The sequence below is a fragment of the Halosolutus gelatinilyticus genome (assembly GCF_023028105.1).
GTDB classification, from domain to species: Archaea; Halobacteriota; Halobacteria; order Halobacteriales; family Natrialbaceae; genus Halosolutus; species Halosolutus gelatinilyticus.
In genome coordinates this window covers 2320072-2338360 of sequence record NZ_CP095491.1, presented here as the reverse complement: position 1 = coordinate 2338360, position 18289 = coordinate 2320072, and the positions used below count along the sequence as shown (strand labels likewise).

Sequence of the window (18289 nt, the reverse complement as noted above, 5' to 3'; positions counted from 1 at the left end):
AACCGTCCACTGATTCGGCGTTTTCGTCCGAACTGGGACCTCGACTCCTCCTCGACCGTCAGCTACTGCGCGGGATCGGATCCGGTGACGCTGCGGTAATCCGCGTCGATCTCCTGTCGCCCGAGGTGGGGAGCTCGTAGTAGGTCTGCCGGCCGTCTCCATCGTCGGATGCTCCCGTCGGCGCAAACGAAACGGACTGACGGCGCTCGGTAACGGACCGCGCGCGGAAACCGACACCGCCAGCCACTATCCTTATCGTTCCTCCTCGCGTGTTACTCCCATGATCCGGATCGTCTGGCTTCTTGTCGTACTGTACGTGGCCCTCGGTACCGGACTGTTCTACAGTCTGGCGATCGGATCGACGACGAAGTTCCTCGCGCTCGCTGGCGCATTCGCCTTCCTCGCAATCCTCCAGCGGTCGCTGCTCTCCGACAGCGTCCGACGGAGACGGCGGTTCGGAAACGCCCCGCGGAACTCGTGAGTCGGACGATATCGATCCGATTCGAGAGGACCCTCGCGAGTCGCTAGCGAGAGTGAGCAGCGAGCGGCGAGCGCACCGCTTCGATCGCCTCCGCGACGGCCTCGGGATCGTCGATCGCCTCGCGGTCGCAGCGGAGATCGAACCAGCGGGACCGACGGCCGAAGCGTCGGCGCTCGACGACGAGCGCGTCGTCGGTGAGTCGGACGTCCTCGACGTCGTCCCACGGGACGAGCGTCTTCGCGAACGGACGGCCGACGACGAGTCCGGCCTCGTGAGCGCGCAGTTTCGGCGCGGTCCACCGATCGCCGGACCCGAACTCGTCTGCGTACCGATCGGAGTGGTGCAGATAGAGCATGAGGAGACCGTACGCCGACCAGAACAGCCCCTGCGGGTGTCCGGTCAGTGCGGTTCCGGCGCCGAAGAGCGTCGTGATAGCCATAATCACGGTGAAGACCGGCTGAGAGAACCCGGAGGAGGTCCGCCAATAGGTCCAGGTCGCCGCGGGTTCGTCCGCGGTGACCATGTCGACGTACCGGTTGCGCGACATCCGATCGACGCCAAACGCCGCAATGCCGGTCAGCAGGACGGTCAGCGCCGTGACGAGGGCGAACCGGCCGCCGGCTTCGATCAGGCCGGCGTAAGCGGCGTAAAACGTCGCGACGGCCGCAACCGGCGGGAGGTAGCAGGCGAGGCGGAGGCGACGGCTTCGGCCGATCTCCTCGGGGAGGCCGTGGGCGCGCTTTGCGAGCACGTGGCCGACGATCGTCACGGCGGTCACGAAAGTCGGGAGGAGACCCAGCAGCGCCGCCGTCGTCAGGTCGGCGAGTATCCCGGCGATCGCCGCGAATCCGGCGGCGACGAGTCCGAGGTAGAACCCGAATCCGGCCTGGAATCCGATGTCGGGTTCGCCGATCTCGATACGGGCGTAGTCCGTGCGTGATTCCACAACGTTCGCAGTGTTTGATCCCACGGATAAAATAACCTCGGTCTTGTCGATCGGTAAATGCTCGGCCGTTTCGGGGCGGGGGTTGCCAGCAGTTTCCCCGTCAAGGATTAACACGTCACAGGTAATGGGTTCGAGTATGCTCGTCCACCTTCGACAGTACAAACACGAGGAGGTCCAGTTCGACGACAACCGGACGACCGGCGAGTCCCAGACCGAGGATACCGTCAACAAGGAACCGGAGGAATACTTCGGCAAGAACATCGACGAATTCGACATGGAGACGTGGGAGACGGTCGAGTACGAGGACGATCCGATCCAGAAACGCTCCGTCACGATCGAAGGGGTCACCGCCGTCTCGGTACCGCAACAGCCGACCGACGCGGACGATCCGGATCTCCCGGGACGGACGATCCAACTCCGAATGGGCGGCGGCATCGAGTATCTCGACCAGGCGGAAATCGTCGAGGTTCAGGACCTGGAGGTAGAAGAGGGAGCGGCCGAGGGTAAGGTGTCGAAGGAAGACGATCCGCAGGGAAAGGTGGAGATGGACGAGGAACCGTAAGTATACGCGGCGTCGGGAATACCGTGAGGGAGATGGTACCCCCGGAGTCAGTACAGTAGCGAGCGCGACGGAAGACAATAAATACGACAGCAGATCCGCGGGTATCGTACATTCCAGCTGCTGTTGCGGCTGCAGTCGGGTATGCGATCGCACGCTGGGGACCTCGCTACTGACATCCCGTCCCAGCAGTCATACTGGACCGTTAGACGCATCGTCACGTGCACTAGTTGTGATCGGACGCGCCCTCCTGGGAGGGCGACGACTGCCGCTATGAACCGCAGCCGGGGACAACTGGCGTGGAACTCGCTGTGGAAACGCAAACCCAGTCGCGGGTGTACGAACTAGAAGACATTGCAGCGATCGAGTTCGACGGGAGGGATCCGGTCGCCGCCCTCACGTGGTCCATCCGAGACGATTCGGTACCGGCGCGAATACGTCGACAGATCGGAAGTCGGGTTGAACGACGGCCGTCGGAGATTCGGTTCCCCGACGCAGAAACGATGGCAGCATTCAGCGAGGCCGTACATCGGATCTCGACACGATGTGGATATGACCTTCAGCTCCGAGATCGCCGGTAACGGTCATTTGCAACGGTCAAGAGTGCACTTCATCGTGCGTCACCGGACAGGACGCGCTCCGGTTATCGCGGGACTACGAGATTCGCGTTCCGATCGCAAATGCGGAGCAGCCGTCGTATGGTAGCGACTGGCGCTCCCGCCCCTCTCCGAAATCGTTTTCAACTGTTCACTCGGACACTCGGTATGCCGACGGAATCGGACACTCATTATGACCCCTCGCTGGGGAACAAGTTCATCTTCGTCACCGGCGGCGTGATGTCCGGACTCGGGAAGGGGATCACGGCCGCAAGTACCGGCCGACTCCTGAAGAACGCCGGGTTCGACGTCACCGCCGTCAAGATCGATCCGTACCTGAACGTCGACGCGGGGACGATGAACCCCTACCAGCACGGGGAAGTCTACGTCTTAGAGGACGGGGGCGAGGTCGACCTCGACCTGGGGAACTACGAGCGGTTCCTCGACGTCGACATGACCTCGGACCACAACATCACCACCGGGAAGACCTACCAGCACGTCATCGAGCAAGAGCGCGCCGGCGACTACCTGGGGAAGACGGTCCAGATCATCCCGCACATCACCGACGACATCAAGCGCCGCATTCGGGAAGCCGCCGAGGGAACCGACGTCTGCATCGTCGAGGTCGGCGGCACGGTCGGCGACATCGAGGGCATGCCCTACCTCGAAGCCCTGCGACAGTTCGCCCACGAGGAACCCGAGGAGAACGTCCTGTTCGTCCACGTCACCCTGGTTCCGTATTCGAAAAACGGCGAGCAAAAGACCAAGCCCACGCAACACAGCGTCAAGGAGGTCCGATCGATCGGCCTCCAGCCCGACGTGATCGTCGGCCGCTGTGAGGACCGACTCGCCCCCGAGACGAAGGAAAAGATCGCCCTGTTCTGCGACATTCCGACTGAAGCCGTCTTCTCGAACCCGGACGTCGACGACGTCTACCACGTCCCGCTGATGGTCGAGGACGAGGGGCTCGACCAGTACGTGCTCGAACGGTTCGGGCTCGCCGGCGACGCGCTGCCGGAGGGCGAGCGGACCAACGAATGGCGAGAGATCGTCACGACGGAGAAAGACGGCACTGTCGACGTCGCGCTGGTTGGCAAGTACGATCTGGAGGACGCCTACATGTCGATTCACGAATCGCTCAAACACGCGGGCTTCGAACTCGACGTCGACGTGAACGTCCACTGGGTGTCCGCCGGCGAGATCGCCGACGGCCACGACGGCCAACTCGACGACGTGGACGGCGTCATCGTCCCCGGCGGCTTCGGGATGCGCGGCTCCGAAGGCAAGATCGAGGCCGTCCGGTACGCCCGCGAGAACGACGTCCCCTTCCTCGGGCTCTGTCTCGGCTTCCAGATGGCCGTCGTCGAGTACGCCCGGAACGTCCTAGCGCTGGAGGGCGCTCACTCGGCGGAGATGGACGGGGAGACGCCCCACCCGGTCATCGACATCCTGCCCGAACAGTACGAGGTCGAGGACATGGGCGGCACGATGCGACTCGGCGAGCATACGACGGTGATCGAACCCGAGACGCTCGCCTACGAGCTCTACGGCGACACGTCCTGTTCCGAGCGCCACCGCCACCGTTACGAGGTCAACCCCGAGTACTTCGACGCGTTCGAGGACGAACCTCTCGTCTTCTCCGGCACCGCGGGTAACCGGATGGAGATCCTCGAACTCGACGGACACCCCTACTTCCTCGGAACGCAGTTCCACCCCGAGTACACGTCCCGTCCCGGCCAGCCGAGTCCCCCGTTCCTCGGGCTGGTCGAGGCCGTCGTCGATCGAACAGCGTCCGAGTCGGCCGACGGCACCGAAACCGACGCCGAAACGGAGGTTACCCACTGATGGTCGAAACAGAGACGTTCGTTCCGGAAGCAGTCGCAGAGATCAGAGACGAAATCGGCGATTCGAACGCCGTCATCGCCCTCTCGGGCGGCGTCGACTCCTCGGTCGCCGCCGCCCTGGCCTACGAGGCGATCGGCGATCGGCTCACGCCGGTGTACGTCGACACCGGCCTCATGCGCAAGGGCGAGACCGATCAGATTCGCGAGACGTTCGACTACATGGAGTCGCTGCGGATCGTCGTCGCGAAGGATCGATTCCTCGACGCCCTCGAAGGCGTCACCGATCCCGAGGAGAAGCGGGCGGTCATCGGCGAGCAGTTCATCCGCGAGTTCGAGCGCGAGGCGAAAGATGCCGACGCGGACTACCTCGTCCAGGGGACGATCTACCCCGATCGCATCGAGAGCGAGGGCGGGATCAAGTCCCACCACAACGTCGGCGGCCTCCCCGACGTCGTCGACTTCGACGGCATCGTCGAACCCGTCCGCGACCTCTACAAGGACGAGGTGCGCGAGGTGGCACGCCACCTCGGCTTGGACGAGATCGTCGCCGAGCGAATGCCGTTCCCCGGCCCGGGGCTCGCCGTTCGCGTGATCGGCGAAGTCACCGAGGAGAAACTCGAGGTCGCCCGGGACGCCTGTCACGTCGTCGAGGAGGAACTCGAGGCGTACGAGCCGTGGCAAGCGCTTGCAGCCGTCATCGGGAAGGCGACGGGCGTCAAAGGCGACAACCGCGTTCACGGCTGGGTCGTCTCCGTCCGCTCCGTCGAGTCGCGGGACGGTATGACCGCCCGCGCCCAGGAGATCGACTGGGAGACGCTCCAGCGCATCCAATCCCGCATCACTGGCACTAACGAGAACGTCGCTCGCGTCGTCTACGACGTGACGCACAAACCGCCCGCCACGATCGAGTACGAATGAATATGGACGCGATCGTCACCGGCCCGGACGACGACGGAATCGCCGCGGCGCTCGAAGCCGAGGGCGTCGACGTCACCCGGCTCAACGGGGTCGTCTCCCGCCCGGCGCTGGAACGGGCGGGGATCGTCGACGCGGACCTGTACGTGCTGACGGACATCGATCAGGCGACGACGATCCCGATCGCGGTCGATCTCAACGAGGATCTGCGGACGGTCACGTACGCCAGACGGACCATCCCGGAGTTCGTCAAGGGCCAACTCGATCTCGCGATCGATCCGCGACTGATGGACGCGCGAGTCGTCGCCGAGGAACTAGTCGGCTAACCGAATCGGGTTTCTGTCTTCGAATTCACGACGCCGGCGTGCGTGTTCGCTGGCCTAGTTTTCAACATAAAACAATTATATTTAGCTACTTCTGCCGTATGAACGTTCTCGGACGGCTTTTCGAGCGATTGAATTCGGTTTAAATTCGGTGGAATTCGATATAAGACTCGTATACTGTCGCCGCTGTTCAAGTGCATCCCGCCGATAGAGAGGAGTGGAGGTCGACGGGCAGACCCCACCGAAGGCACCCACAGCCTTTCCCCGTGACTTCCAGCAACCCCACCACAGCACCCTTCCCCCCACCATTGCCACACCGTCTATTCGCTCTGTAACGCGGGCCCCTGCACCGGCTCGCGTTACACCCAGCGGTTCTGGCATCCGGGGTGCCAGTTGGCACCCCGGCGTGGACTTTCGAATCCGACACATCCGAGTCCATCGACCATTCATCACCCTTTTCTCGCTGTACGGACATCGTCACCACGATGGACGGACCGGTGACCGAAACCGACCTCACGTTCGACTACGTTCCCGAGACCGATCAATCGTTCGAGAACGCACTCGAGAAAGCCCGTAACGGCGATCGACTCACCGTCGACGACGCGATCGAGTTGCTCACCGCGGGAACGGACGCCGAGGGGATCCGCCGCGACCGCAAAGAGCGGGTGCTCGAGGCGGCCGATCGGCGCCGGGCCGAGGTGGTCGGCGAGGAGGTCACCTTCGTCGCGAACCTGAACAATAACGTCACGACGGCCTGCAACGTCGGCTGTCTGTTCTGTAACTTCAAGGACGCCGCCCACACCTTCGAGCGCGAGAGCGAGGTCGAGACCGCCGGCTTCACGAAGACGTCGGCGGAGTCCCGCGAGATCGTCGCGGACGCGGTCGATCGCGGCATCTACGAGGTCTGTTCGGTCTCCGGGCTCCACCCCGCGTTCGCGCTGGACGAGGAACACCGCGAGATCCTCGAGAGCCACCCCGATCCGAAGGACGTCAACTACAAACCGCCCGAACGGTACGAGACGAGCCCTGGCACCTACGTCGACCAGATCTCGGCGATGAGCGTCGGCGGCGTCCACGTCCACTCGATGACCCCGGAGGAAGGGTACCACGCCCGCCGCGGCACGGACTGGTCCTACGAGGAGGTCTACGGCCGGCTGAAGGAGGCGGGCCTCGATACGGTTCCCGGAACCGCCGCCGAGATCCTCGTCGACGAGGTCCGAGACGTAATCTGTCCCGGCAAGATCGGCACCGACGAGTGGCTCGAAGCCATGGAGGCCGCCGCGAACGTCGGCCTCGGCCTCACGGCGACGATCATGTACGGCCACGTCGAGAACGAGGCCCACCGCGCGCTCCACCTCAAACGCGTCCGCGACCTGCAAGAGCGAGTCGACGGTGCGATCACGGAGTTCGTTCCGCTCTCGTTCGTCCACCAGAACACGCCGCTTTTCGAGCACGACGTCGTTTCCGGTGGCGCCTCGCGGGACGAGGACGAACTGATGATCGCGGTCTCGCGACTGTTCCTCGACAACATCGACCACGTCCAGTCCTCCTGGGTCAAGTACGGCGACGAGGGCGGACTCAAGATGCTCACCTGCGGCGCCGACGACTTCATGGGGACGATCCTCTCCGAGGAGATCACCAAGCGCGCCGGCGGCGGGTACGGCGAGTTCCGATCGTTCGCGGACTACGTCGAGCTGATCACCTCGATCGGGCGCGTGCCGGTCGAGCGCTCGACCGACTACGAGAAACGGCGCGTCATCGATCCCGACGACCCGCCGTTCGGACCGCAGCTAGGACCGAAGGCGGACGGAACGCCGCTGCTGGCGTCCGAGGATCGATCGATCGCAGCGGACGATTGAGCGGTCGATTTCGGCGAATACACGTACGAGGTACGCGTGTATCCGAAGGAAAACGCCGACGAAGAGCTGTCCGAAACGGACGCGATAGCGATCGTGGACTGAGTCGCGCTGCCGGAACCGTCATACGGCGATCGGATCGTCACTTCTTCGGCCGCGTTCTCGTGCCGTTGGTCGATACCCGGCGATCGAACGAGCGTTTTTCCCGTCCCCGGACGGATACTCGGTGTGAACCACCTCGTTCCGACCGCAGACGACGAGTGGCACCTGCCGAACCACGCCCGGATCGTGGTCTACGATCGCGAGGCGGGCGATCGCGGCCTGCTCACGATCTACGACTGCGCCGCCGCACAGAAACCGCCGACGGCGCAGTTGTTGGGAACGCTCGAATCGATCGACGCCAGCGCCGAGGTCGAACCGAACCCGACGGGCCGGGTAGTGAAACTGCGCGAGGAGGCGACGCTCGAGGAGTCCGAATCGGGTCAGTTCCGAATTCGGTAGCCGTCGCGGGTAGTGCGGGAGCGATCGAGCAGCCGTCATCCCGCCAGCGTGACAACTACGGGCCGCGCTTGCACACCGCACCCTCATTCTCGTGCCGTTCGCCGGAGAGAACGTTCGGAACCGAGTGAATCGCGTCGCCGGCGTAGATGAAATGTTTTTTATGCTACTCGTAGAGACTGTATCCTGCACAAACATATGAGCGATACACTTGCCGCCGTGCGGAACCTGCTCAAGACGATCTCACGGTCGTACGTGACGGTCGTCGTCATCGCCCTCCTCGTTGGAGCATCGGTCGCTCCGATCGTCTGGGGGGCGACGAGTAGCCCCGACGGCACCGTTGCAGTGATCGAAATTGATCAGTCGATTACCGAGCCGACGGCCGACGCGGTCGCGGCCGATTTACAGGAGGCGCGAGAGAACGAATCGATCGACGCCGTGGTGTTGAAAGTCGATAGCCCCGGCGGAGGCGTCACCGCGAGCGAGCGACTCTACCTCGCCGTCGAACGGACCGCCCAGGAGATGCCCGTCGTGACGAGCGTTCAGGCGACGGGCGCCTCCGGCGCGTACTACCTGAGCGCGCCCAGCGACCGGATCTACGTCGCACCGAGTTCGATCGTCGGGAGTATCGGCGTCCGTGCGACGTACATCGACGCGCCGATGTCCGAAGGCCAGATCGCCACCGGCCCGGACAAGGCGGTGACGAGCGAAGAACAGCTCAAGCAGCAGACGGAGATGATGAAACAGACCTTCCTCGGAACGGTGATGGACCACCGCGGAGACGAGTTGACACTCACGGAGACGGAACTCGCCTACGCGAAAACCTACACCGGGACGGAAGCCGTCGAAAACGGCCTCGCCGACGAGATCGGCGACACCGAGGTGGCGATCGGCGCGGCCGCGGACCGGGCCGGGCTCGACGATTACGACGTCGTGACGATGGAACGCGAGCAGTCGCTCAGTCTCTCGATTACGCTCGAAGATGGCGGCGAGCAGCCGACCGCCAGCCCGCAACACCGTCCGCAGACGTTCGGCAACTACGGCGGGGTAAACACCCCCGCATTCCTCGCGATGTGGGGTAGCATCTCCAGCGAGACCGTCGTCGACGCGACCGACGGCGACGCGTCCCTGACCGGCGTGACCAACGCAACCGCGGCCGATCGCGGGGGTGAACAGCCGTGAGTGGCGGCCTCCGAACGCGGCTCGCGCTGTTCGTCGTGGTCGTCACGCTCACCGTGTCCGCGGTGGGCGCGGCCGGCGTCGTCACCGACCACGGCCACACCGAGAAGCCGTCGGTCGAACAGCCGCACTTCCAGCCGGACGCGGTCGAGGTCGACGATCTCGAGCGCGACGGCAAGATCGAGTACGAGCACGTCGGCGAGTCGAAAACCGTCCTGATCGACGTCGCCTACGCCAACGACGTGTCGAGGGCCGACCTCCAGCCGTTCGTCTCGGCGCTGACCGCCGGCGGCCACGACGTCGTCTACCACGAACGCCACGATTCCGACAGGACGGTCGAGGATCGGCGCGATCGCCTCCGCGATCGGTTACAGGACGTCGACGCGTACGTCGTCGTCGAACCGGGCGCGCGGTACAGCGCCGAGGAAGCGGACGTCGTCGCCGGGTTCGCCGACGCGGGCGGTCGCGTCATGTTCGCCGCCGGCCCCGAAACGGGCGGGACAGCCGACATTCTGAGCGGGCTGCTCGGCCTCTCGGCGCCGACGGCCGACGGTGAGATCGAATCGGTCTCCTCCTCGGTCGGGATCGCCTACGACACCGGCTACCTCTACGATATGGAGACGTACGAGCACAACTACAGAACGATCGCCGCCACCCCGACCGGAGACGCGGCACTCACCGCGGGCGTCGATCGCGTCGTCTTCGACGGCCCGACGCGGGTCGTCGGCGACGGTCCGACGCTCCTCTCGACGAACCCGACGGCCGAACACTCGGAGACCCGCGAGGCTGGCGAGTACGGCGTCGCGGTTCGAAGCGACAACGCGGTCGGCGTCGGGGACGCCGGGTTCATGACCGGCGAACGGTACAACCGCGCCGACAACGAGGTGTTCATCGGCAACCTCATCGACTTCCTCGTGAGCGGGGACAAAGCGCCCGGCGAACCGAGCGGTCCGAGTGACGGCGGGGCGGCGCACGACGAACTCCCGGAAGGGATCGGCGAAGACGCCGACGGCGGATCCGACGGCTCGTAACGCGATCGACGGGCGTCGACGGATCGAAACGCAACCACCGCCGTTTTTTCGCGCCGCTCGCGCGATCGAGCGATCCGAGTCGAGGCGCCGGCTCGTCCGGCGCTACCGCGTCGTCTCGCCGCGCAGCACCGCCCGGTAGCGCGCTCCGGCCTCGTCGTCGGCCTCGATCGCGTCCCGGATCGTCGGCGAAATCCACTCGCGGTCCGCGTCCGGACGCCGATCGCCCGCCGCACCCGCGGTTCCGTCGGCGGGAATCCCGTCGAACCCGTCGGTTCGCAGATCGGCGGGGAGGAACCGTTCGTAGACGGGAAGGCGCTCGTGGAGGGGAAGTCCGGCCGCGTCGGCGATCGCTTCGAGTTCCCGCAGCGCGGGCCACTCGTACTCGGGGTTGATGTGGTCGTCGGTCACCGGAGAGACGCCGCCTAAGTCGTCGACGCCGCAGTCGATCAGGTCGCGAGCGGGCGCGAGGTTCGGCGGTACCTGCACCGACACCTCCTCGGGTAGAGCGGCGCGGGCCATCGCCGTCGCCCGCCGCATCGTCTCCGGATCGGGCGAGCCGCCGGACCAGCGCTCGTTTTCGACGACCGGCTGGACGATTACTTCCTGGACGTGGTCGTACCGACCGTGCAGTTCGGCGATCGCGAGCAGGCTCTCGGCCCGATCGCGCCACGTCTCGCCGATCCCGACGAGAATGCCGGTGGTGAAGGCGACGTCGAGTTCGCCAGCGTTCTGTATCGTCCGCAGGCGCTGCCCCGGCTCCTTGCGGCGCGGGCCGGCGTGGGCGTCCACGTCCGCGGTCGTCTCGAGCATAACGCCCATGCTGGCGTTGACGTCCGCGACCGCGTGCAGCTGCTCGCGGGTCTGGTCGCCCGGGTTGGCGTGGGGCAGAAGTCCTTCCTCGAGTGCGATCTCGCAGGCGTCCCGGAGGTAGGTGTGAATCGAGTCGTGGCCCCACTCGGCCAGTTGCTCGTGGATCGCCGTGTAGCGATCGTCGGGGTCGTCGCCGAACGTGAACAGCGCCTCCGTACAGCCAGCGTCGGCGCCTCGCCGGCAGATCTCCCGAACCTCGTCGAGCGAAAGCAGCGAGGCCCGACCCGGCGGGTCGAAGTACGTACAGTAGGTGCAGGTGTACCGACAGGCCGTCGTGAGGGGAACGAAGACATTTCGGGAGAAGGTCAGCTCCGACGGCGCCGCGACGTCGGCCGGCTCGACGGAGAGGAGCCGCTCGACGGCCGCGTCGTCGATCGTGAGGGAGACGCCGTACTCGCTCGCGCCGGGGATCATCACCTCGGAGTGTCGTCGCCTCGCACATAAGGACTTCACTCTCCCGCCGCCGCGCTCTCGATCGACGCGGCGCCGCGTTCGTGGGCCGCCCGTTCACTCGGGCGCCGCGGAGGACCGGATGGCGTCGACCCGGCCCTCGTCGATACCGAGTTCGAAGCCGAACTCGCGGAGTCGATCGGGGGCTCGTCCCGTTCCGTGGACGAGCACCTCGACGAGGTCAGCCGGTTCGTCGACGTCGGTCCCGAGCCGGAACGAGTCCACCGTTGCGACCTGCGCACCGACGCCCGCCGCGATCGCGCGGTGGTCGAGGTACGACGCGCCGTGGTAGTCGACCCGAAACTCGGGGTGTCGAACGACGATCGCGTTCGTCCCGCCGCCGCGGCCGGGCGCGATCACCACGTCGCCTTCGCGGGAAAATAGTCGATCGAGCGCGGCGGGTATCGCCAGCGCGAGATCTGCCATGACGATCGCGACCGGGCCGTCCGTCGCCGCGAGTTGCGCGTTGACGGCCGCCGTCAGCGGTCGATCGTCAACCGCGACTGCGACGTCCTCGTGCTCGCTCGCGAGGTCGAGCGGCGAGGTCGATAGCACCGTCGGCTCGCGGCCCGTCGCCGCGATCGCCGTCAGAACGTCCGTGAGCATCGCGCGGGCGAACGACGATCGCTCTGCGGGCGAGAGCAGGGGCGCGAGCCGGGTCTTTGGCTCGTCGGCCGCGAACGGGACGACGACGTGCATCTGACGGCAGTAGCCAGTACGGACTCAAAAGAACGTCGGAGTCGCCGACGCGCGGGCGATGCTGTCGTCCGACCGACGGCGCAACGCAGCGACGCTCGATCGAACGTCGGTGATCCAGGTCGATCGAATCGGCGGTCCGAACCGTCGATCGGTCCCTGGTGTGCCCCCTGATACGACCGCGATCGATTCCGATCTCGGCCGGCGAAATGCGTGAGCGCGATCAGAACAGCGGTTCGAGTTCGTCCTCGTCGTCTTCGACGAGGCTCTCGAGGTTCTCTTCGCTCTCGCGCTGGATGTCGTCGATGTTGTCCTGGGCCTCGATCGCGACCTGCTGGAGCCGCTTGATCCGCGGGACGTTAGTCACGCCCGAAAGCAGGATGGCCGCCGCGACCTCCGGTTCCTCGCGCGGGTAGTCTCCGCCGCGAACTTCCATGCTACCGGTCTCCTCTTCGAGCCACTTGCGGCCGCGTTCGATTCCTTTCCGGTTTAAGTACTCCGAGGGGCCCGCGAGGACGAGCAGCGCGCGCTCGGTGCCTTCGATCTCGCAGGGGAGCGTGAGGCGGCCGAGCGCGGCCTTGCGGACGAGGCTCGTGATGCGGTTGGTCGTGTTCGCGGCGTCCAGGCCGTCGTCGCCGCCATCGCTGCCGGTAAACCGGGAGAGAAGCCCGCCGCCCGTGTTGAGTTCGACGTCCTCGCTTGCGAAGCCGACGGTGGAGACGCCGCCGCCGGAGAGCGTGTTGATGATCTCCGAGGAGTCGACGACGCTCTCGGCGACTTCCTGCCCCTGGCCGACCTCGCCGGCGCCGAAGAGGATGCCGAATCGGCGGACGATCTCCTCGTTGATCTGGTCGTAGCCGCCCTCGACCGACTCGCCGGTCTGTCGCCACGAGTCGTTGTCGAAGACGAGCAGGTTGTCGACCTCGCGAACGAACGTCTGGAACGATCGGGCCGCGTTGAGCGTGTAGATTCCGCCCTCGTCCGTTCCCGGAAGCACGCCGAGGCCGTAGACGGGGATCGTGTAGATCCGCTTCAAGTGTTTCGCGAGGACGGGGGCGCCGCCCGAGCCCGTCCCGCCGCCCATGCCGGAGACGACCAGGAACGCGTCGACCTCGTGGGTCGGGATCGCGTCGATCGCGTTCTGGACCTCGTCGATGTCCTCCTCGGCGATCTCCGCGCCGAGTTCGTTGTCAGCACCCACGCCGTGGCCCTTCACGCGAGCCTGGCCGATGAGTACGCGGTTCTCCTGCGGAATGTAATCGAGACCGATGAGATCGGCCTTCGCGGAGTTGACCGCGAGCGCCGCGCGGACGATCCCGCTGTTGGTTCGATCGTCGTACTCGAGGAATCGATCGACGATTTTGCCACCGGCCTGTCCGAATCCAATCATCGCCAGCTTCATTGTCTATCAGGGGGCTCCGTTGGATTGGTAACAGATGGATAAAGAATATAAGTCTTGTGATTATGTGAATTTCTCGCATATTGTTGTATTACTCAGAACCGCAAGAAAGAGCCGCTGTTACCGGGCGTCATTGAAGCGATAACGCAGATTTACTGTCAAATACTCTGGGAGTTTATATTAAGCTATCGGGCGACGAACGCGCCTCCCGGCGTTCGTCAGACCGACTGTCGCTGTTCTCCGACCGGCCGGGGTTCGATGCCGAGGTACGAGCGGAGGGTCGTCAGTTCCGCCTCCGCGCGGTCGAATGCGGTCACGTCGTTGTCGACGACCGTGTTGTCCACCGTCAGCGATCGCGCCTGATCCGGGCCGAACGGGACGAACGGGAGCGGTTCGGCTGCGGTGAGGCCGAGTTTCGCGAGCGCCATCGGGATCGGGACGATGGTGACCGACTTTCCCTCCGCCTCGTAGGCGAGCTCCGTGACGTCCGCGAGCGTGACGATGTGGGGACCGCCGATCTCGTAGATCCGCCCGACGTGGTCGTCGCCCGCGAGCGCGTCGGCGAGCATGGGGACTACATCCCCGACCCAGATCGGCTGGAACCGCGTCTCGCCGCCGCCCGGCAGCCCGGTCACGTACGGCGTCGTCAACACCTTCGTGAACTCGACGAACTCGCCGCCGTCGCCGAACACGACCGACGGCCGGAAGATCGTCCACGCGAGATCTGACTCCCTGACCACCTCCTCGGCCTTCCCTTTCGCGCGGAGGAACGCGGTCTCACCCTTCGGGTCGGCGCCGAGCCCGCTCATCTGAACGAACCGATCGACGTCGCCCGCCTCGGCCGCGCGGACGAGGTTTTCCGTCCCGCGGAGGTGGACGTCCTCGTGGCTGAGATCGCCGCGCGGTTCGTACAGCGGCGACAGCGAAACCAGGTTGACGACCGCGTCGTGGCTCGCAACCGTATCCGCGATCGAATCGTAGGCGCCGACGTCTCCCATCGCCGTTTCGACGCCCGCCGGGAGGTCGTTGCCCTCCGGGGTGCGGGACAGCGCCGTGACCTCGTGGCCGCGATCGTGCAGTTCCGCACACAAGTTCGTTCCGATGAAACCGGTACCGCCGGCGACGAGGACCTTCATATCGGAAATACGTATCTCAGACGGTAAATAGTGGCGGGCTACGCTGTGAGGGGGTCTCGATTACTCGGTCGAGTGCAGCAGGGGCTTTCGTCGTGATAATCGCAGTACTGCGCCACCCGTGTCGTAGTCTACTGGAAGACCAGATGCGGGAGCGAGACAGACAATTGTAAGAGCCGTCACCCGAGAGATGCGACCATGCTGGTCACGCTCGAGGGGTTGGACGGCAGTGGGAAGACGACGGTCTGGGAGGCTCTGCAGGAGCGCTACCCCGACGCGGTGTTCACCCGTGAACCCACGGACGACTCGTGGTACGGCGAGGCCGTCTACCGATCGATCGCGGACGACGACGCCGACCCGCTCGCGGAGCTCTTTCTGTACACCGCCGACCACGCCGCCCACCTCTCGCGCGTGATCGAACCGGCCCTCGAACGCGGCGACCTCGTCGTCTCCGATCGGTACTCGGACTCCCGGTTCGCCTACCAGGGCGCGACGCTCGCGGCCGACGATCGGCTCGGCGACCGATTCGACGACCCGCTCGAGTACGTCGTCGACGTCCACGCCCCGTTCTCGATCGCGCCCGACCTGACGATCTACCTCGATCTCGACCCCGAGACGGCCGCCGAGCGCGCCGGGACGACGAACAAGTTCGAGCGCGCCGAGTACCTCGCGGCGGTCCGAGAGCGCTACGAGCACCTGATCGATCGCGATCCCGATCGGTTCGTCCGCGTCGACGCGACTCGAGAGCCGGACGCGGTGCTTGATCGGGTCACGGCCGCGCTCGAGTCGGCGATCGAGGGCGACGACTGACCTGCCGTCCGGTATTCGCGAGTCGATCGGACCGGGCCGCGCAGCCGTACCGGGACCGCGCGCCCGCGAGCCTTCTGTCGCAATTTCTTTCACGTCCGGTGGTGACGTACCGCCATGCATCGCGTCATCGGTGAGACGCCGCTCGCAGAGAGTCAGGTGAGTACGGACGAGGCCGTCGCCTGTTATCGGGACATCGTTCGGGCGCGTCGGTTCGACGAACGAGCGCTCGCCCTCCAGCGGCGGGGCTGGATGAGCGGCTACCCGCCGTTCAAGGGGCAGGAAGCCTCGCAGGTAGGCGCCGCCCGCGCGCTCGCCGAGGAGGACTGGCTCGTCCCCACCTACCGATCGAACGCGATGCAGATCGCGTACGGCGTGCCGATGAGCGACGTCCTCCTCTTTCGGCGGGGCTACCCCGAGTACGCCTCCGAGCACGACCTGAACGTGTTTCCGCAGTCGGTGCCGATCGCGACCCAGATCCCCCACGCGGCGGGCCTGGGAATGGCCGCGAACTACGAGGGCGACGACGCCGCCGTCTGCTGTTACTTCGGCGACGGCGCGACCTCCGAGGGGGACTTCCACGAGGGGCTGAACTTCGCCGGCGTCTTCGACGCGCCGGTCGTCTTCTTCTGCGAGAACAACGGCTGGGCGATCTCGCTCCCGCGCGAACGGCAAACCGCGAGCGCGACGATCGCCCAGAAGGCCGACGCCTACGGGTTCGAGGGCGTCCGGGTCGACGGCAACGATCCGCTCGCGGTTCGGGAGGCCGTCGCGGGCGCCCTCGAGTCGGCCCGCGGCGGCGATCCGGTCCTCGTCGAGAGCCTCACCTACCGGCAGGGCGCGCACACGACCAGCGACGATCCCTCGCGCTACCGTGACGACCGGGCGGACCTGCCCGCGTGGCGCACCGCCGATCCGCTCGATCGGTACGAATCCTACCTCCGAGAAGCGGGGGTGCTCGACGACGATCTGGTCGACGAGATCGCGGCCGCAGCCGACGAGGAACTCGACGAGGCGGTCGAAACTGCGGAGTCGACGCCGCTGCCGGAGCAGGGCGACGTGTTCGAACCCGTCTACGAGGAGCTGCCCCCGAGGCTGGCCAATCAGCAGGCCTGGCTCGCGGAGTTCACCGCGAAAGATGACGTTCGGGAACTCGAATACTGAACGGCCGTCGGACCGCCGATCCTCGCCGGCCTCGGCGTGACGATCGCCGCCGATCGATACGTGTGATCAGCGGAGGACCGCAGGAGGGCAATGAACTACCGTCAGTCCATCGCGATGTACGTCTTCGTATCCGTGACGCCGTCGAGACTCTGAATGTTCGAGGAGACGACCTTGAGAACCTCGTAGACTTCCTCGGCTTCGACCTCCGCGATGATGTCGTAGTTCCCCGCGACGATGTGGGCGTCGACGATCGGCGCGAGTTCCCTGATCGACGAGAGGAGGCCTTCGGACTTTCCGGCGGCCGTCTTCACCATAATGAACGCGTGAACCATCTGTCTCGCTGGTGTGGTACACCATCACACGACTAAAGCCTTTGGCCGATCGTCTCGCCGACGTGTGTGACACCGGCGCAAACTTATTCACGTGGGCGGGCGTACCCCAGTCCATGCGGTTCGTGATCATAGGTGCCGGACGAGTCGGCCTGCGCACGGCGCGCGTCCTCCGCGACGAAGGCCACGACGTAACGGTAATCGAACGCGACGAGGCGATGGTCAGGCGCGCCCAGAACCAGGGCTTTACCGTCGTCACCGGCGACGGCTCCAGGGAGGACATCCTGGAGGAGGCCGGCATCGAAGACGCCGACGCGCTCGGCGCCCTCACGGGCAACCTGAACGTCAACTTCACCGCCTGCATGATCGGGGACCACTACGGGTGCCGGACGATCATGCGCATCGACGAAGCCTACCGCGAGGGGATCTACCGCAAGTACGCCACCGAGGTCGACGAGGTGATCTACCCCGAACGCCTCGGCGCGATCGGCGCCAAGAACGCTCTGCTGGGCGGCACGATCCGGGCGATCGCCGACATCGCCCAGAACCTGCAGGTCGTCGAACTCACGATCACGACCGACGCACCCGTCAACGGATACACGATCAGCGAACTGCAACTCCCGGCCGACGCGACCGTCCTCGCGTTCGGCAAGCGCGACCGGCCGCTCGAGATCCCGAACGAGGACCTCTCGCTCGAGGACGGCGATCGGCTGGTCGTGCTGGCCGACTTCGACGTGCTGAGCGACGTCAGACAGCTCCTGGTCGGCGAGACGCCGACCCAGGCCGTCGCGAACGCCGGACAGGGTTCAGGAGGTGTCAACTGATGGTTACAGCGTTCGTCATGATAAAGGCGAACACGGGCGAGGCGGACCGACTCCGAGACAGCATTCAGTCGATCGACGGCGTCACGGCGGCGCACATCGTCGCCGGCGACGTCGACATCATCGCGAAGGCGCAGGTCGACACGCCGGCCGCGGTCAAGGAGATCGCGGCGACGCGGATCCAGGGCATCGAGGGCATCGAGGACACGCAGACGTACATCGCGATGGACTAGAGACGAACTTTTGCTCTGCGGACCGGCGAAGCCGGCCCTCGGCAAAACTTCGATGAAAAGCGCTCCTCCCTCCGTTCCGAACGCTTCGCGTTCTCCACATCGGTCGTCGGCCCGCTCGCTCAGCCTGTGGCTTCGCTCGCGGTGATTGAATTGATCGTA

General features: G+C 65.5%; 19 protein-coding genes. 13 read left to right on the top strand and 6 right to left on the bottom strand.

What is annotated here, in order from left to right:
* Positions 1–280 precede the first annotated feature (280 nt).
* Positions 281–481, top strand: a complete 201-nt coding sequence (locus MUH00_RS11495) for a hypothetical protein (protein WP_246998648.1) — start codon at positions 281–283, stop codon at positions 479–481.
* 43 nt (positions 482–524) lie between these two features.
* Here MUH00_RS11495 and MUH00_RS11490 read toward each other — a convergent pair whose 3' ends face one another.
* Positions 525–1427: a PH domain-containing protein gene (locus MUH00_RS11490; protein WP_246998646.1), complete on the bottom strand. Its 903-nt coding sequence runs from the start codon at positions 1425–1427 to the stop codon at positions 525–527.
* Between the two features lie 136 nt (positions 1428–1563).
* On the opposite strand from MUH00_RS11490, the gene MUH00_RS11485 reads away from it, so the two are divergent.
* The 8 genes from MUH00_RS11485 to MUH00_RS11450 all read left to right on the top strand — a co-directional run bounded on the left by MUH00_RS11485 (position 1564) and on the right by MUH00_RS11450 (position 10228).
* Positions 1564–1989, top strand: a complete 426-nt coding sequence (locus MUH00_RS11485) for a hypothetical protein (RefSeq protein ID WP_246998644.1) — start codon at positions 1564–1566, stop codon at positions 1987–1989.
* A 761-nt stretch (positions 1990–2750) separates the two neighbouring features.
* Complete coding sequence (gene pyrG, locus MUH00_RS11480) at positions 2751–4427, top strand: glutamine hydrolyzing CTP synthase (RefSeq protein ID WP_246998642.1); 1677 nt, start codon at positions 2751–2753, stop codon at positions 4425–4427.
* Positions 4427–5344: a glutamine-hydrolyzing GMP synthase gene (guaA, locus tag MUH00_RS11475; protein ID WP_246998640.1), complete on the top strand. Its 918-nt coding sequence runs from the start codon at positions 4427–4429 to the stop codon at positions 5342–5344. The genes pyrG and guaA overlap by 1 nt, the downstream gene beginning before the upstream one ends.
* Positions 5341–5667 carry a DUF7126 family protein gene (locus tag MUH00_RS11470; protein WP_246998638.1) on the top strand — a complete coding sequence of 109 codons (327 nt, stop codon included), beginning with the start codon at positions 5341–5343 and terminating at the stop codon, positions 5665–5667. The genes guaA and MUH00_RS11470 overlap by 4 nt, the downstream gene beginning before the upstream one ends.
* A 482-nt stretch (positions 5668–6149) precedes the next feature.
* On the top strand, positions 6150–7523 hold the full coding sequence (gene cofH, locus MUH00_RS11465) for a 7,8-didemethyl-8-hydroxy-5-deazariboflavin synthase subunit CofH (protein WP_246998636.1): 1374 nt from the start codon (positions 6150–6152) through the stop codon (positions 7521–7523).
* 225 nt (positions 7524–7748) lie between these two features.
* On the top strand, positions 7749–8021 hold the full coding sequence (locus MUH00_RS11460) for a hypothetical protein (RefSeq protein WP_246998634.1): 273 nt from the start codon (positions 7749–7751) through the stop codon (positions 8019–8021).
* A gap of 195 nt (positions 8022–8216) precedes the next feature.
* Positions 8217–9200, top strand: coding sequence for a S49 family peptidase (locus tag MUH00_RS11455; protein ID WP_246998632.1), 984 nt, complete (start codon positions 8217–8219; stop codon positions 9198–9200).
* A complete protein-coding gene (locus MUH00_RS11450) occupies positions 9197–10228 on the top strand; it encodes a hypothetical protein (protein WP_246998630.1) in 1032 nt (343 codons plus the stop codon). The genes MUH00_RS11455 and MUH00_RS11450 overlap by 4 nt, the downstream gene beginning before the upstream one ends.
* A gap of 102 nt (positions 10229–10330) precedes the next feature.
* On the opposite strand, the gene cofG is transcribed toward MUH00_RS11450, so the two are convergent.
* The 4 genes from cofG to MUH00_RS11430 form a co-directional block, all read right to left on the bottom strand.
* Complete coding sequence (cofG, locus tag MUH00_RS11445; protein WP_246998628.1) at positions 10331–11512, bottom strand: 7,8-didemethyl-8-hydroxy-5-deazariboflavin synthase subunit CofG; 1182 nt, start codon at positions 11510–11512, stop codon at positions 10331–10333.
* A 93-nt stretch (positions 11513–11605) separates the two neighbouring features.
* On the bottom strand, positions 11606–12247 hold the full coding sequence (gene cofC / locus MUH00_RS11440; protein WP_246998626.1) for a 2-phospho-L-lactate guanylyltransferase: 642 nt from the start codon (positions 12245–12247) through the stop codon (positions 11606–11608).
* Positions 12248–12467: 220 nt separating this feature from the next.
* Complete coding sequence (locus MUH00_RS11435) at positions 12468–13646, bottom strand: tubulin/FtsZ family protein (RefSeq protein ID WP_246998624.1); 1179 nt, start codon at positions 13644–13646, stop codon at positions 12468–12470.
* 215 nt (positions 13647–13861) lie between these two features.
* The gene (locus MUH00_RS11430; RefSeq protein ID WP_246998622.1) at positions 13862–14779 is read right to left on the bottom strand and encodes a complex I NDUFA9 subunit family protein; all 918 of its coding nucleotides are present in this window, start codon (positions 14777–14779) and stop codon (positions 13862–13864) included.
* Positions 14780–14974: 195 nt separating this feature from the next.
* Here MUH00_RS11430 and tmk point away from each other — a divergent pair, with 195 nt between their 5' ends.
* Both tmk and MUH00_RS11420 read left to right on the top strand, forming a co-directional pair.
* The gene (gene tmk, locus MUH00_RS11425) at positions 14975–15586 is read left to right on the top strand and encodes a dTMP kinase (protein ID WP_246998621.1); all 612 of its coding nucleotides are present in this window, start codon (positions 14975–14977) and stop codon (positions 15584–15586) included.
* Positions 15587–15700: 114 nt separating this feature from the next.
* The gene (locus MUH00_RS11420) at positions 15701–16747 is read left to right on the top strand and encodes a thiamine pyrophosphate-dependent dehydrogenase E1 component subunit alpha (protein WP_246998620.1); all 1047 of its coding nucleotides are present in this window, start codon (positions 15701–15703) and stop codon (positions 16745–16747) included.
* Positions 16748–16848: 101 nt separating this feature from the next.
* Here MUH00_RS11420 and MUH00_RS11415 read toward each other — a convergent pair whose 3' ends face one another.
* A complete protein-coding gene (locus tag MUH00_RS11415) occupies positions 16849–17079 on the bottom strand; it encodes an Lrp/AsnC family transcriptional regulator (protein WP_246998618.1) in 231 nt (76 codons plus the stop codon).
* Between the two features lie 113 nt (positions 17080–17192).
* Here MUH00_RS11415 and MUH00_RS11410 point away from each other — a divergent pair, with 113 nt between their 5' ends.
* Both MUH00_RS11410 and MUH00_RS11405 read left to right on the top strand, forming a co-directional pair.
* Positions 17193–17900, top strand: coding sequence for a potassium channel family protein (locus MUH00_RS11410; protein ID WP_246998616.1), 708 nt, complete (start codon positions 17193–17195; stop codon positions 17898–17900).
* Positions 17900–18130 carry an Lrp/AsnC family transcriptional regulator gene (locus tag MUH00_RS11405; protein ID WP_246998614.1) on the top strand — a complete coding sequence of 77 codons (231 nt, stop codon included), beginning with the start codon at positions 17900–17902 and terminating at the stop codon, positions 18128–18130. Before MUH00_RS11410 ends, MUH00_RS11405 begins: the two co-directional genes overlap by 1 nt.
* The last annotated feature ends 159 nt before the right edge of the window (positions 18131–18289 follow it).

Coding starts and splice junctions, on each gene's coding strand:
- cofC (WP_246998626.1), bottom strand. CDS start 12,247: ATGCACGTCGTCGTCCCGTTCGCGGCCGACGAGCCAAAGACCCGGCTC.
- cofG (WP_246998628.1), bottom strand. CDS start 11,512: ATGATCCCCGGCGCGAGCGAGTACGGCGTCTCCCTCACGATCGACGAC.
- MUH00_RS11470 (WP_246998638.1), top strand. CDS start 5,341: ATGAATATGGACGCGATCGTCACCGGCCCGGACGACGACGGAATCGCC.
- MUH00_RS11455 (WP_246998632.1), top strand. CDS start 8,217: ATGAGCGATACACTTGCCGCCGTGCGGAACCTGCTCAAGACGATCTCA.
- tmk (WP_246998621.1), top strand. CDS start 14,975: ATGCTGGTCACGCTCGAGGGGTTGGACGGCAGTGGGAAGACGACGGTC.
- MUH00_RS11415 (WP_246998618.1), bottom strand. CDS start 17,079: ATGGTTCACGCGTTCATTATGGTGAAGACGGCCGCCGGAAAGTCCGAA.
- MUH00_RS11495 (WP_246998648.1), top strand. CDS start 281: ATGATCCGGATCGTCTGGCTTCTTGTCGTACTGTACGTGGCCCTCGGT.
- MUH00_RS11410 (WP_246998616.1), top strand. CDS start 17,193: ATGCGGTTCGTGATCATAGGTGCCGGACGAGTCGGCCTGCGCACGGCG.
- MUH00_RS11430 (WP_246998622.1), bottom strand. CDS start 14,779: ATGAAGGTCCTCGTCGCCGGCGGTACCGGTTTCATCGGAACGAACTTG.
- MUH00_RS11420 (WP_246998620.1), top strand. CDS start 15,701: ATGCATCGCGTCATCGGTGAGACGCCGCTCGCAGAGAGTCAGGTGAGT.
- pyrG (WP_246998642.1), top strand. CDS start 2,751: ATGCCGACGGAATCGGACACTCATTATGACCCCTCGCTGGGGAACAAG.
- cofH (WP_246998636.1), top strand. CDS start 6,150: ATGGACGGACCGGTGACCGAAACCGACCTCACGTTCGACTACGTTCCC.
- MUH00_RS11435 (WP_246998624.1), bottom strand. CDS start 13,646: ATGAAGCTGGCGATGATTGGATTCGGACAGGCCGGTGGCAAAATCGTC.
- MUH00_RS11485 (WP_246998644.1), top strand. CDS start 1,564: ATGCTCGTCCACCTTCGACAGTACAAACACGAGGAGGTCCAGTTCGAC.
- MUH00_RS11405 (WP_246998614.1), top strand. CDS start 17,900: ATGGTTACAGCGTTCGTCATGATAAAGGCGAACACGGGCGAGGCGGAC.
- guaA (WP_246998640.1), top strand. CDS start 4,427: ATGGTCGAAACAGAGACGTTCGTTCCGGAAGCAGTCGCAGAGATCAGA.